Here is a 12,620-nt window from a genome sequence, read left to right as displayed (position 1 = left end):
CACCCATGTCCGCCATCGACGAAGGCATTGTCCGCGAGTTTTTCGAGCAGAACGGGTTTCTGGTCCGCCAGGTGCGCAAGTACCAGGTGATGGCGCGGCGGAAGACGACGGACGAGGAGGTCGATCTGGTCGTTTACAATCCGGCCTGGCAGCGCGACCTGCGGAAGCCTGATTTTTTCCTGTTCTCCTCGGAGCTTCCCTTCCTGCACCGGGCGGTGGTGGCGATCAAGCCGTGGCACACGGATGTGTTCACGCCGACGATGCTGCGCAACTCGCCCGAGATCCTGCGGTTCCTCGAGGAGAATGTGACGCGCGAGGCGGCGCGGCTGTTCCCCGGCGCGGAGGACGACGGCGGCTCGCCGGATCTGGCGCGGGTGCTCGTCCTGCCGAGCCTGCCGACCCAGGAACCGTACCGGACGCAGAGCGTGGAATTGCTCAAGGAGCGCGGCGTGGACGGCATCGTTTCGTTCCGGTCGATGCTGCTCGACCTGATCGACAAGGTGGAAGCCAACCGCAACTACGGGAAAAGCGACACGCTCCAGGTGCTGCGCATTCTGAAAAACTACGACCTGCTGCGCGACGCGCAACTCGACCTGCCGGTGAGCCGGCCCGCATCGCGGCGGTAGAGGAAAAGACGTCCTGTCAGCGCGAACATTTTCCTTTCAGCCACCGCCAGGCGCGGCTGAGCGGATAACCGCGCAGGATCCAGAGTTTCCTCACGCGATTGACACGTTCGAGGAATGCCTGCCTGTCGGCGTCGAGCGGCTCTTTGCCCCGGCGGTGCCAGGCCTTGTAGATGCCGGATGTGTCTGCATTGCAGAGAATCCTTCGCATCCAGCGAGGCGTCCTCCGCGGCAGATGAAAGGCTGACTGGAAATCGATCACCCAGGGATGCCCGTCGTCGCCGCGCAGGATGTTGCCGAGGTTGCGCAGGTCCAGATGCACGACCGCCCGCGCGTGCATGGCCGCAACGAGTGTTTCCATTTGCAGGAAAAACACCGTGGGCACGCTGTGCGGCGGCAGCACGGCAAGGGGCGCGCCCTTGATAAACGGATACGCGATCGTCCACGGAGAAAGCCGGTGGACCTCGGTGGCCACGCCCTTCACGCCGCGCAGGCGGACCAGCGCCTTGTACTCCTGGCTCACGAAAAACCGCGCCGCCGTCCAGCGAACCGGCCAGGGAGAGTGGTGGAAATCCTTGATGATCCAGTCACCGTGTTCGTCGTGATAGCGGAACACGCGGGCATTCCCGAACCGTCCCGTTTTCAGGATCGTCAGGTTGGGCGGCTCGAAGACCCGGTCGCGAAAATACGCGGACAGGAGCCGGAGAATCATGGTGGTTTCGGCCATGGATGACTGGTGGGATTGGTCTGTTGACTGGTTTCGGAGACACCCTTGCTGAAGGGGTGAGGCGGGGGATGAACAACAACTTTGACCGACGATGGCAATCCCCGGGAATGCCCCGGCCGTTCCTCAGGCCAGCAACTCGCGCAGGTCGCCGAGGCCGAGGCGGGCGTTGGCCGCGTCGCTGGCCTCGAACACGTCCGCCAGCAGCGCGCGTTTCTGTTCCTGCAGGGCGAGCACCTTTTCTTCCACCGTGCCGGAGCAGATGAGTTTGTAGCTGGTGACGACACGGGTTTGCCCGATGCGGTGAGCGCGATCCGTCGCCTGCGCCTCGGCGGCGGGATTCCACCACGGGTCGAAATGCACCACGGTGTCCGCGCCGGTGAGGTTGAGGCCCGTGCCGCCGGCCTTGAGCGAGATGAGAAAAACCGGCACCTCGTCGCTCGCGTTGAACCGGTCCACCTCGGCCTGGCGCTGCCGGGGGGACATCGAGCCGTCGAGGTAGCAATACGCGATCCCCTGCGCATCGAGCCCGGCCCGGAGCAGGCCGAGCAGCGACGTGAACTGCGAAAACACGAGCAGCCGGTGCCCGTCGTCGACGGCTTCCTCCAGCAATTCGAAAAAAGCGCCCAGCTTGGCCGAATCGGCGGCCGCAGCCGCCTCGGCGACCAGCCGGGGATCGCAGCAGATCTGCCGCAGGCGCAGGAGTTGCGTGAGCGTGGCCAGGCGCAAGGCCGAGTCGCTGGCGCCGCCCGACTCCAGATCGAACAGCTCGCGTTCGGAGCGTTCCTGCCATTCGCGATAAAGCGCGGCCTGGGCCGGCGTCGGTTCGCACCAGATGATTTGCTCGATTTTTTCCGGAAGCTCGGGCGCCACGGCCTGCTTGGTGCGGCGCAGGATGTACGGAGCGGTCTGCTTGCGCAGGCGTTCGTCGAACCAGGCGCGTTCCTCGGGCCGGAATCCGGCGGCGGCGGACGGCTTTTGCTCCAGAAAGCCGGGCAACAGGATTTCGAACAGCGCGCGCAGGTCGTCGAGCGAGTTTTCGATCGGCGTGCCGGTGAGCAGGAAGCGGGCGCGGGCATCCAGCGAACGGAGAGCGCGTGCGTTTTGCGTGCGCCGGTTTTTCACATGCTGCGCCTCGTCGGCCACCAGCACGGCGAGCGGCATGTCGGCAAACCGCTCCGCATCGCGGGCCAGCGTGCCGTAGGACGTGACGACGACGTCAAACGCCGACGCCACCGCAGCCGCGCCGGTGTTGTTGGCAGCGGGGAAGGGGAGGCGGCTGGCGCCATGGTGCACAAACACGCGCAATTGCGGCGCGAACCGCGCGGCCTCGCGCCGCCAGTTTTCCACCAGTGACGCCGGGCAAACCACCAGCGAGAGCAAGGGCAGGGCAGGGGAGCGGCGCCCCGCGGCGGCCGGTTGCTCCGGCTTGCCGCCGGCGTGGAGAGCGGAGAGCAGGGCGAGAGCCTGGGCGGTTTTTCCGAGACCCATTTCGTCGGCGAGGATGCCGCCGAGTTCGTGCCGGTACAGGTGCCACAGCCAGGCGGCGCCGAGTTGCTGGTACGGGCGCAAGGCGGCGGCAAACCAGGCCGGCACGGGCGCGGGCGGGAGCGTCGCAAGCTGGCGGAGCGCCTCGGCGCGCCGGCGCCAGGCGGCGGGCGGCTGGTAACCCGGGACGAGCTCCTCGACAAGTTCCTGCACCTCGGCGGCGCGGGCGGGGCTGATCCGGTGCGTGCGGCGACCGGCGACGGCCGCGCCCGCGCCGCCTGCGAGAATCCGCTGGGCTTGCGCGAGCTTTTCCATGCGGGCCGGCGTCAGCAGGTAAATGCGGCCTCCCGGCGCATCAAGGTAACCGCGCCCGGCGGCGACGGCGCTGCGAAGCTGTTCTTCGGATACGCCGTCGGCATCGAGGCCGAGCGTCACCGCAAAATCGCTTCCGCTTCCCGTGATCTCGATGCCGATTTTCGCCTCGCTGATGGCGGAAGCGTGCTTCTCGAAGTTGTCCGTGAAATCGGCGTGGAATCCGGTGCGCAGCGCCTCGCCGTGGAGCGCGAGGAAGTTGAGCGTCTTGTGCCGGTCGCGGAGCCACCATTTGCGGTTGGAGGGCTCGAGCCGAAAGCCGTGCGTCTTGACGAGATCGAGTGCGGCCGCATAGGCCGAGTGCTCGCGGGAGGGCAGGGCGATGGCGAGGTAATGCTCGCTGCCATCGACGAGCATCGGCGTGGCGGCGGCGCGTCGGTGCGACTCATTCGCGGGAGCATACTTCGTGTGTGCCCGTTCGCCGGATGGAGTGACAGGCGTTGCCCGCGGACGCACGGGAAGCGCTGCGCCCCTGCCGTCGGATAGTCCGTCGGTCGCGATGTGCTCGCTGACGCCGCGCAGGTGTGAGCCGACCCAGAGCAGCGTCCGCGCGGGTTCGTTGAGCCAGACAAAAACCGGTTGTCCGGCGAGCGCGGCGACCAGTTGCGCAAGTTGCTGTCGGGTAAGCTGAAGAAAGGGCGGCAGCGCGGCGGCCCCGCCGCACCAGCGCTGCAGCATCGCGAGGGCAGGCAGGATCTCCGGCGCCGGCGGCGTGGAGAAATCGAGCTCCACTTTCAGCGCAACAGCGTCGCGCCGGGCCGCATCGGGAAGGTTGGGCGGAAGGTAGATCCGGAACATGAGTCCCGCCAAAAGGTTTTTCGGAGGCAAAACTGGCGAGCATTATCGCAGGGAATGCGCATATTTCAGGAGGGGATTTTTGAATAGAAATGGCAATAGTGCGTGCTGTCACCACGCCATCCCCGTCATCGCCATGTTCTCCTTTATCCTTCTGTCGCTGTCCCGACGTCGTCATTTTTTCCCCGTTATCGCCATCCTGCTGGGGCTTGGGGGCAGCCTTCGGGCGGCCGCCGCCGAACCCGGCGGAGAGCTTGTCGCGGGCGAACTGAGAGCCGCGGCCGTAGCGGGCAGCGTGGTCTGGACCGGGCCGGGAAAGGACGGCACGGTTACGACCGTGACCGAGGGAATGGCCTTGCCGGTCGGCGCCCGCCTCGTCACCGGACCGGAATCGAGTGTGGTCGTGGTGCTGGCCAGCGGCGCTTCGTTCCGGCTCGGCGAGAACACCGAGGTGCAGCTTGCGAAATTCGTCCAGACGCCGTTCCCCGGAGTCCTCCGCAAGGGAGAGGAAGAGCCGTCGGAATCACAGACGGCGATCAGGCTGCGCCGGGGCGAGTTGACCAGCCGTGTGCGCAAGCTGCAGACTGGCTCGACCTGGGAGGTGCAAACGCCGCTCGGCGTGGCCGGCGTGCGTGGCACGGTTTTCCGGATCACGATCGACCCGGCGACGGGGACGTTCGGGCTTGTCGTCACCGAAGGCGAAGTCGGGTTCGTTTCCGTGTGGTCGGAAGAGTGGGACGTGGTCGAGGCGAGGTCGCTGCAAATCGCCCGTGTCGTTTCGGCCGGCGCACCGGGGCGAGCGGATTTTCAAGGCAGCACGCAAGACGCATCGCCTGCGGCAATCGCCCGGATCAACGCTGCCGCCCGGGAAATGGCGGCGGCGAGCGACGCGTATTCTGCTCCGGCGGCGTCCGGAAGCGAAGCGAGGAAACGTGCCGAACAGGGCGCGGAGCGATTCCCGTCCATGATCGTGCCGCCGGATCCCGGATTGCTGCTGGTCAGCCCGTCGTCCTGAAGGATCAGACCGCGTCGGACGGCGTGTCGTCGTCGGGCGCGAGCCGTCCGTACAGCCCGCCGAGTTCGCGCAGGTACGCAGCCGACTGGCGGTGCAGGGCGGCAAGCTGGTCGTGGCGGTAACGCCATTGCCAGTTGCCGTCCGGCTTGCCCGGCGTGTTGAAGCGGGCGGAGGAGCCGAGGCTGAACAGATCCTGGACGGGGACGACGGCGAGATTGCTGACGGCCGCCCACGCCGCCCGCACGAAATCCCAGCCCGCTTCGCTGCCGCTGACGCGAAAATAGCGGCGCACATGATCCTGCTCCTTCGGCGTCGCGGAGGCGTACCAGCCGAGCGTGGTGTCGTTGTCATGTGTTCCCGGATATACGACGCTGTTGGCCTTGAGATTGTGCGGCAGGTAGAGATTGGTGGCGTCATCCGCGAACGCGAACTGGAGGATCGTCATGCCGGGCAGGCCGGTGGTGTCGCGCAGGTCGCGCACGCTCCGGAACAGCTCGCCGAGATCTTCGGCGATGAGGCGGGCATCGGGCATCTCGCGCCGGAGCACCTCGAAAAAGTGCAGGCCCGGGCCGGTTTTCCATTCACCGGTCCTGGCGGTTTTGGCCGAGGCGGGAATCGACCAGTAAGTGTCGAACGCGCGGAAATGGTCGATCCGGACGACATCGCAGAGGGCAAAATTCGCGCGCAGCCGTTCACGCCACCAGGAGTAATCGTCGGCCTTGTGGGCCTCCCAGTTGTAGAGCGGATTGCCCCAGAGTTGTCCGTCTGCCGAAAAATAGTCGGGCGGCACGCCGGCGACCGCCAGCAACGCGCCGGAGCGCGGATCGATCTGGAAAAGCTCCGGCCGCGCCCAGACGTCGGCGCTGTCCCGGGCGACGAAAATCGGGGCATCGCCGATGATCTCGATGCCGTGGTCGCGCGCCTTGCCGCGGACCTGCGCCCACTGGCCCAAAAAAAGGTACTGGAAAAAGGCGTGGGCTTCGGCGCGGTGCGCCACCTTGCGGGCGAGGGCGGAGGCGCGGGCGTTTTCGAAAAACCGGGCTTCCTCCGGCCACAGCCACCAGGGTTGTCCGCCGAAGTGATCCTTGAGCGCGAGGAAGAGTGCGAACGGCTCGAGCCACGCGCGATGCTGCTGGCGAAACGCGGAGAAATCGCCGTAAAGCGCGTGATCCGGGCGAGGGGACGCGCCGGAAAACGTTTCGAACGCCTTGAACAGGACCGGCCAGCGCGCCGCGTAGAGCCAGCCATAATCGACGTGATCGCGGGGAAGGCGGCGGAGTTCGCCGAGGTCGCTGTCCTCGAGCAGTCCGGCGCGGACGAGCGCCTGGAGGTCGACGAGGTAAGGATTGCCGGCGAACGCCGAGAAACACTGATAGGGTGAATCGCCGTAGCCGGTCGGTCCGAGGGGGCAGACTTGCCAGTAACGGATGCCGGCGTCGCGGAGAAAGCCCAGCCAGGCATCGATCGACTGATCGAGCACACCGCAGCCCTGGTCGCCGGGCAACGAAGTCGGATGCATGAGCACGCCTGCCGCCCGGTGAGTGAGCCAGTTGAAAAGCGGTGTCCGGAAGGATGGGGGAATCATGTGAAAGCGCCCATGCTGTCGGAGCATGCCGGCACGTTAAGAACAATCGCCGGGAATCGTCGGGGGAACCATCGTATTCTTGATTAGACATAATGTTTATTGTGCGTTAATCATGCCGGATAGCCGGAAGGGGCTGCGAACCGGAAAATATGCCGGAAATGAATCGTGAGGGTTTGACACGCCAGCGGCATCCAAACCAAGTGACGGCGATTCCGGCCTGTACCCAGAGAAACGCGCAACCTCCTGGCGCGAGTCCTGCAAAAAGCCGGAGGTCCGTCTGTCCTGCCCGTCATGCTTCCGATTCTGATCATCGCCGTTTTTGCGCCTTTCGCCTGGCTTCCGGTCACCGCCTTCGCGGGACGCTGGCTCGGGCCGCGCACCGCATGGGTGGCGCTCGTCGCCCCCGTGATCGCGACCGCGCTTCTGGCCGTCCTGGCCTCGGATGCCCGGACCGGCGGACAGACCGTCGTCGAATTGCCCTGGATTCCTTCGCTCGGCCTGAACCTGACGTTTCTGGTCGACGGCCTTTCCCTGTTTTTCGCCCTCGTGGTCAGCGGCATGGGCGTGCTCGTGGTGCTCTACGCCGCCTCGTATCTTGACGACCATTACGAATCGCACGGGCGGTTCTACGCGTACCTGCTGCTGTTCATGGGCGCGATGCTGGGCACGGTGCTCGCGGGCAATCTTTTGCTGATGTTCGTCTTCTGGGAACTCACCGGCATCGCCTCGTTTCTGCTGATCGGCTTTCTGCACGACAAGGAAGAGTCGCGCAACGGAGCGCGGATGGCGCTGCTGGTCACGGCAGCGACGGGTCTCGTGATGCTGGCCGGCGTGGTTCTGACGGGGCTGGCGGCCGGGACCTGGGACCTGGCCACCCTGCTGGCGGAAGGCGCCCCGGCCTTCGGGCCGGATTCCCGCGGCATGCTGTCGGCGGCGTTCGTGTTGATGGCGGTCGGCGCAATGGGCAAATCGGCGCAGTTTCCGTTTCACTTCTGGCTGCCCAACGCAATGGCCGCGCCGACTCCGGTCAGCGCCTACCTGCACTCGGCGACCATGGTCAAGCTGGGCGTCTTTTTTGTGGCGCGGGTTTTCCCGGTTTTCCGCGACGCCGATCTCATGATGCCCCTGCTGGTGACGGCGGGTTTCGGAACGATGGCGCTGGCATCGGTGCTCGCCCTGCTCTCGCATGACCTGAAAGCCATTCTCGCCTGGTCCACCGTGACGACGCTGGGCATGCTGATCGGATTTTACGGAATGGGCTCCCACACCGGCGGGGACGGCGTCCGGGGCGATCTGCTGCACATCGCCAGCCATGTGTTTTTCAAAGGGGCGCTGTTCATGTGCGCGGGCATCGTCGACCACGCCACCGGCACGCGCGATGTGCGGGCGCTCGGCGGGTTGCGGCGCCAGATGCCGTGGCTGGCGGTTATCGTGACAATCTGCGCGGCGTCGATGGCGGGCATCCCCGGGACGCTAGGGTTCGTCAGCAAGGAATATTTCCTGAAAGCCCAGATGGCGTTTCTTGCCGATGGAGGAGGCAGCCTGGCGGTTTGCGCGCTGGCCCTCGCCTGGCTGGCGCTGGCGCTCAAGGTGGCGTTTTCGGCGCGCCTGGTGGCGCACGTTTTTGGCGGACCGCCGACGCCGGAATCGACCGCGCACTTCCATGCGCCGGCCCGGCTGATGCTCGTGCCGCCGACGATTCTGGCCGTGGCCTGCGTGCTGTTCGGCATCTGGCCGGAGTGGCTCGGCGCGGGGCTGGACCGGCTGGCGGTGACGGGGTTGCACGCGACGGAAACGCTGTCGCTGCATGCGCTGCCGGCCCGCTGGGCTCCGGAAGTCGGGCTGAGTCTGGCTGCCTTTGCAGTCGGCGGCGCGGTGTTCGCCGTGCTCGGCCGGAGGCGCTGGGCGCGGTTGTCGATCCCACATTGGCTGCGCTTCGACCTGGCGTTCGAGGCAGGCGTGGAAGGTCTTTCGAAGGCGGCCAAGCGCTTCACGGTGCTGCTGCGCTCGGACCGGCCGTTCGATTATCTGCCGATTGTCATGGTGTTTGTGGTCGTGCTGATCGGCACATTTGTGGCGGTGAGGCACGACGAGTTGTGGCCGGCGCTTCCCTCGACAGCGGATTTCGATCCGCTGCGGACCTACGTGGCCGGGCTGATCGGCGTGGCGGCGCTGCTGGTGCTCGCGCTGCGAAGCTGGTCGGGACAACTGATCGCCATGTCGATCGTGGGATTTCTCGTCACGTTCTATTTCGTGCTCTTCCAGGCTCCCGACCTGGCGATGACGCAGATTCTGGTCGAGTCGGCCTCGCTGCTGCTGGTGCTGCTGTTGCTGTCGCGCTTCCCGAAGTCGGCGGAGGCGGGCGAGAGCGCGTGGCGAAAATCCCGGCAACGGTGGCCGCGCATGGCATTCCGCGGGGCGCTGGCGACGGGCATGGGCCTGATCGCCACCCTGGTAACGCTGCTGGCACTACAACCGAAACACCCGGAATTCGCCGGGAACTATTATCTCGAAAACACAAAGGAACTCGCGCACGGCACCAACGCGGTGAACACGATCCTCGTGGATTTTCGCGGCCTGGACACGATGTTCGAGATCACCGTGCTGGTGATCGCCTGCCTGAGCGCGCTCGGCCTGCTGATGCGCTACCGGCGCACGCGCGACGAATACGCCGCCGGCTCGCTGGGCCTGCCCGGCTACAGCTATGGCACGCGGTTCGAAAAACACCGGACGAGAAAGGAGGACGTGTCATGACAGCCCCCCGACTGACTGGCAGCGGAAACAACGTGATCCTGCGGGCGGTGGTCTCGTTCCTGTTTTACCTGATCAACGTGTTTGCGTTCTACCTGTTCCTGCGCGGGCACAATCTCCCGGGCGGCGGTTTCATCGGCGGGCTGGGCTCGGCGCTGTCGGTTATCCTGCTGAGCCTGGCGGTCGGCGTGGAGGCGGCGCAGCGGGTGCTCCGGGTCGATCCCGTGCGCATCGCCGTGGCCGGGCTGATCGTCGCGCTGGTCTCGGCGAGCCTGCCGCTGGCGTTCGGAGCGCCGTTCCTGACCCAGTACAACGTGACGCTGGATCGCGTGCCCCTGGTCGGCGAACTGCCGCTGGGCACGCCGCTGGTGTTCGACGCCGGCGTGTTCCTCGTCGTCGTCGGAGTGACGACCAAGCTCATCTTCGTGCTGGCGCGGGCGCTGTCCGGATTGCCGGCTCTGGAAAAAAGCGAGCAGCGACGCTACGCCGCGTTTCTGGAATCGCCGATCGAGGACCGCGGCGAACGCGTGGACGAGGGCGCCGCTCCCCTGCCCTCCCCGCCGGCGGCCGAAGGCAACGGGCCGGCGAACGGCGGAGAATCCTCCGGCGCGCCGCAGCGTCCGGAAGGAGGTGCGGCATGATCTGGGAAACGGCCCTGCTCGTCGGTCTCCTGTTCGGAATCGCCTGCTACCAGATCCTGCGGGCGAGCTTCGTGCGCATCCTGTTCGGTTTCATGCTGCTCTCGCACGCGGCCAACCTGCTGGTGCTGGCGATGTCGTCCAACCCGACCGGACGCGAACCTCCCGTTGTGCTCCGGGAAGGCGAGCGGCTCGTCGATCCGTTGCCGCAGGCGCTCATCCTCACGGCCATCGTGATCGGATTCGGCGTCATCTCGTATCTCGTGATCCTTCTCTACCGCATCTTCCTCGACCAGAAAACGACCAACCTGTTTGACCTCTTCGAGGGCGACCGCGCCGACCGCGAGCGTGGCGACGATCCCGAGGGGCCGGTGCCGATTCCGGGCCGCGAAAACGTCGAGGCCGATGTCACCCGCGCCGATGCGGCGGCCGCGGAAACCGGAAAGGAGGCGGCGTCATGACCGTGGCACTACCGTCGCACTACAACGATCCGCTGGTGATGGTCCCGCTGCTGCTGCCGCTGGTGACGGCGATCGTCCTGCTGCTGGCGGGCCGCGTGGGCGTGTGGAGGCGCTGGTTTGTGCTCGCCTCGGCCACGGTGCAGCTCGGCGTCGCGCTGGCGCTGGTCGCCTCGGCCTACGGCACGCCGCCGCGCGTGATGGCCGCGGGCGGCTGGATGGCGCCTTTCGGCATCGTGCTGGTGATCGACATGCTCACGGCGATCATGCTGACACTCGGCGCGATCACGGCGCTCACGTCCATCCTTTTCGGATACGCCGAGATGCCGGCCCGGCGCACGCATCCGCTGCGGCTGCCGCTCGTGCAGTTCCTGATGCTGGGCATCAACCTGTCGTTCTGCACCGGCGACCTGTTCAATCTTTTCGTCGGGTTCGAGGTGATGCTGATCTCGTCCTACGGCCTGCTCACGCTCGAGGCGGACGACTGGGATATCCGGCAGGCGTTCCCCTACCTGGCGCTGAATCTTTTCGGAAGCACGCTGTTTCTCGTCGCGGCGGGCGTGGCCTACGCGATTTTCGGTTCGCTCAATTTTGCGCAGATCGCGGCGCTCGGGCCGGAGTTTGCCGGCGACGCGCGCGTGACGGTGCTCGGGTTGCTGCTGCTGATCGTGTTCGGGCTGAAGGCCGGTCTTTTCCCGCTCTACTACTGGCTGCCCAACAGCTACCCGATCCTGCCCACGCCGGTCGCCGCCCTCTACGCGGGCATGCTGACCAAGGTGGGCGTCTACGTGCTGCTGCGGATCTTCGGCCAGGTGCTGCCGACCGATCTGACGGTGGTGCACACGACGCTCGCCTGGCTGGCCGGCATCACGATGCTCTTCGGCGTGATCGGGGCGGTGTCGCGCAATTTCATCCGGGGCATCCTGTCCTTCCACATCCTCAGCCAGATCGGCTACATGGCGCTGGCCGTGGGGGTTTTTACGGAATACGCATTCACGGCCGCCATTTTTTATATCATCCACCACATCGTCGTGAAGTCGTCGCTCTTCATGGTCGGCGGCGCGGTGGCGGTGCTCAACGGCACGGACAACCTCGAGCGCACCGGCGGACTCTGGAAAGCGACGCCGTTGCTCGGCGTGGTTTTCCTGCTCCAGGCGCTTTCGCTTGCCGGCATCCCTCCCCTGAGCGGTTTCTGGGGCAAGTACATGGTGATCGTCGAGGGCCTGCGGTTGCACGAGCGGGTGCTGGTCGCGTTTGCCCTGATTGCGGGCATCCTCACGCTGTTCAGCATGCTGAAAATCTGGATGGGCGCCTTCTGGCGCGATGCTTCGGAGTGCGGGGCGACGGTGGCGCTGGAAGACCGGCGCTGGAAGCAGATGACGGCGGTGATCACGGGCATGACGGTTTTCTCGCTCGGCGTCGGCCTCGGCGCGGAAGGCGTGCTGAAAATCTCGAAGGAAGCCGCGCGCCAGATCGTCGACCGTGCCTCGTACGTCGACTACATGCTCGGCACCGGCTCCTCCGCCGCACCGGCGATGACGGAAACCCTCACCCCGGCGGAGAAAGGAGAGCCGGAGCCGTGAAATCCTGCCTCCTGATCCCGCCGGTCGCCGGAGCGCCCGGCATCGACTTCACTTCCGCCGGACGTCCGGTGCCCGTCACCTTCACCCGATGAAATGCCTTGTCCTCAATCTTCTCATCGCCTCGGTCTGGCTGCTGTTGCAGGAGAGTCCGTCGTTCCCCGGTTTTACGCTCGGGTTTCTTATCGGATTCGGGCTGATCCGGTTGTTCCGGAGCGTGCTCGACAGCCGCGACTACACGCGGCGGGTGACCGCGGCGGCGGCATTTTTCTGGATTTTCCAGATCCAGTTTCTTTCCGCCTGCCTGCAACTCATCCGCATCGTGCTTTTCACGCCGACGCGCAAGCTCCGCCCGCGCATCATCACCTACGATATCACGGGCCTCACCCGGACCGAGGCCCTTGTCCTCACCCACTGCATCGCGCTCACGCCCGGCTCCAGCGCGGTGGCCTTTGCCGACGACATGAACACGCTCGTGCTGCACATTCTCGATACGGCCGACCCCGACGCCGTCCGCGCCCAGATCGACAACACCCTGCGGCGGGGTCTCCTCGCCATCACCCGCTCCGCCTGAATCCCGCCCAAGCCGCT

General features: G+C 66.0%; 11 protein-coding genes. 8 read left to right on the top strand and 3 right to left on the bottom strand.

The window, feature by feature from the left end; translation table 11 throughout:
• Nucleotides 1–5: 5 nt before the first annotated feature.
• Nucleotides 6–626, top strand: a complete 621-nt coding sequence (locus OPIT5_25535; GenBank protein AHF93074.1) for a hypothetical protein — start codon at nucleotides 6–8, stop codon at nucleotides 624–626.
• Between the two features lie 16 nt (nucleotides 627–642).
• On the opposite strand, the gene OPIT5_25530 is transcribed toward OPIT5_25535, so the two are convergent.
• Together OPIT5_25530 and OPIT5_25525 are read right to left on the bottom strand one after the other, a co-directional pair.
• Nucleotides 643–1,350 (bottom strand): serine/threonine protein kinase, encoded by a 708-nt coding sequence (locus tag OPIT5_25530; GenBank protein AHF93073.1) that lies wholly within the window; start codon nucleotides 1,348–1,350, stop codon nucleotides 643–645.
• A gap of 123 nt (nucleotides 1,351–1,473) precedes the next feature.
• On the bottom strand, nucleotides 1,474–4,005 hold the full coding sequence (locus OPIT5_25525) for a serine/threonine protein kinase (protein AHF93072.1): 2,532 nt from the start codon (nucleotides 4,003–4,005) through the stop codon (nucleotides 1,474–1,476).
• 133 nt (nucleotides 4,006–4,138) lie between these two features.
• Here OPIT5_25525 and OPIT5_25520 point away from each other — a divergent pair, with 133 nt between their 5' ends.
• A complete protein-coding gene (locus tag OPIT5_25520) occupies nucleotides 4,139–5,017 on the top strand; it encodes a hypothetical protein (GenBank protein AHF93071.1) in 879 nt (292 codons plus the stop codon).
• Between the two features lie 4 nt (nucleotides 5,018–5,021).
• On the opposite strand, the gene OPIT5_25515 is transcribed toward OPIT5_25520, so the two are convergent.
• Nucleotides 5,022–6,602 carry a 4-alpha-glucanotransferase gene (locus OPIT5_25515; GenBank protein AHF93070.1) on the bottom strand — a complete coding sequence of 527 codons (1,581 nt, stop codon included), beginning with the start codon at nucleotides 6,600–6,602 and terminating at the stop codon, nucleotides 5,022–5,024.
• A gap of 291 nt (nucleotides 6,603–6,893) precedes the next feature.
• Between OPIT5_25515 and OPIT5_25510 the strand changes: the two genes are divergently transcribed.
• The 6 genes from OPIT5_25510 to OPIT5_25485 are packed head-to-tail and all read left to right on the top strand — an operon-like array spanning nucleotide 6,894 to nucleotide 12,603.
• Nucleotides 6,894–9,356 (top strand): NADH dehydrogenase, encoded by a 2,463-nt coding sequence (locus tag OPIT5_25510; GenBank protein ID AHF93069.1) that lies wholly within the window; start codon nucleotides 6,894–6,896, stop codon nucleotides 9,354–9,356.
• The gene (locus tag OPIT5_25505; GenBank protein AHF93068.1) at nucleotides 9,353–9,994 is read left to right on the top strand and encodes a sodium:proton antiporter; all 642 of its coding nucleotides are present in this window, start codon (nucleotides 9,353–9,355) and stop codon (nucleotides 9,992–9,994) included. The genes OPIT5_25510 and OPIT5_25505 overlap by 4 nt, the downstream gene beginning before the upstream one ends.
• Nucleotides 9,991–10,452 (top strand): sodium:proton antiporter, encoded by a 462-nt coding sequence (locus OPIT5_25500; protein AHF93067.1) that lies wholly within the window; start codon nucleotides 9,991–9,993, stop codon nucleotides 10,450–10,452. The genes OPIT5_25505 and OPIT5_25500 overlap by 4 nt, the downstream gene beginning before the upstream one ends.
• Nucleotides 10,449–12,032, top strand: coding sequence for an NADH dehydrogenase (locus OPIT5_25495; protein AHF93066.1), 1,584 nt, complete (start codon nucleotides 10,449–10,451; stop codon nucleotides 12,030–12,032). Before OPIT5_25500 ends, OPIT5_25495 begins: the two co-directional genes overlap by 4 nt.
• Entirely contained in the window at nucleotides 12,029–12,124 is a 96-nt protein-coding gene (locus tag OPIT5_25490; protein AHF94751.1) for a hypothetical protein, read from the top strand. The genes OPIT5_25495 and OPIT5_25490 overlap by 4 nt, the downstream gene beginning before the upstream one ends.
• Nucleotides 12,121–12,603, top strand: coding sequence for a cation:proton antiporter (locus OPIT5_25485; GenBank protein AHF93065.1), 483 nt, complete (start codon nucleotides 12,121–12,123; stop codon nucleotides 12,601–12,603). Before OPIT5_25490 ends, OPIT5_25485 begins: the two co-directional genes overlap by 4 nt.
• The last annotated feature ends 17 nt before the right edge of the window (nucleotides 12,604–12,620 follow it).

The organism is Opitutaceae bacterium TAV5 (genome assembly GCA_000242935.3).
Lineage (GTDB): Bacteria > Verrucomicrobiota > Verrucomicrobiia > Opitutales > Opitutaceae > Geminisphaera.
This window is presented reverse-complemented; position numbering and strand designations above follow the sequence as displayed.

What these genes read in the sequence shown, in the direction of transcription:
- OPIT5_25510 (AHF93069.1), top strand. Translation starts at nt 6,894, where the DNA reads ATGCTTCCGATTCTGATCATCGCCGTTTTTGCGCCTTTCGCCTGGCTT.
- OPIT5_25535 (AHF93074.1), top strand. Translation starts at nt 6, where the DNA reads ATGTCCGCCATCGACGAAGGCATTGTCCGCGAGTTTTTCGAGCAGAAC.
- OPIT5_25530 (AHF93073.1), bottom strand. Translation starts at nt 1,350, where the DNA reads ATGGCCGAAACCACCATGATTCTCCGGCTCCTGTCCGCGTATTTTCGC.
- OPIT5_25495 (AHF93066.1), top strand. Translation starts at nt 10,449, where the DNA reads ATGACCGTGGCACTACCGTCGCACTACAACGATCCGCTGGTGATGGTC.
- OPIT5_25505 (AHF93068.1), top strand. Translation starts at nt 9,353, where the DNA reads ATGACAGCCCCCCGACTGACTGGCAGCGGAAACAACGTGATCCTGCGG.
- OPIT5_25515 (AHF93070.1), bottom strand. Translation starts at nt 6,602, where the DNA reads ATGATTCCCCCATCCTTCCGGACACCGCTTTTCAACTGGCTCACTCAC.
- OPIT5_25485 (AHF93065.1), top strand. Translation starts at nt 12,121, where the DNA reads ATGAAATGCCTTGTCCTCAATCTTCTCATCGCCTCGGTCTGGCTGCTG.
- OPIT5_25500 (AHF93067.1), top strand. Translation starts at nt 9,991, where the DNA reads ATGATCTGGGAAACGGCCCTGCTCGTCGGTCTCCTGTTCGGAATCGCC.
- OPIT5_25520 (AHF93071.1), top strand. Translation starts at nt 4,139, where the DNA reads ATGTTCTCCTTTATCCTTCTGTCGCTGTCCCGACGTCGTCATTTTTTC.
- OPIT5_25525 (AHF93072.1), bottom strand. Translation starts at nt 4,005, where the DNA reads ATGTTCCGGATCTACCTTCCGCCCAACCTTCCCGATGCGGCCCGGCGC.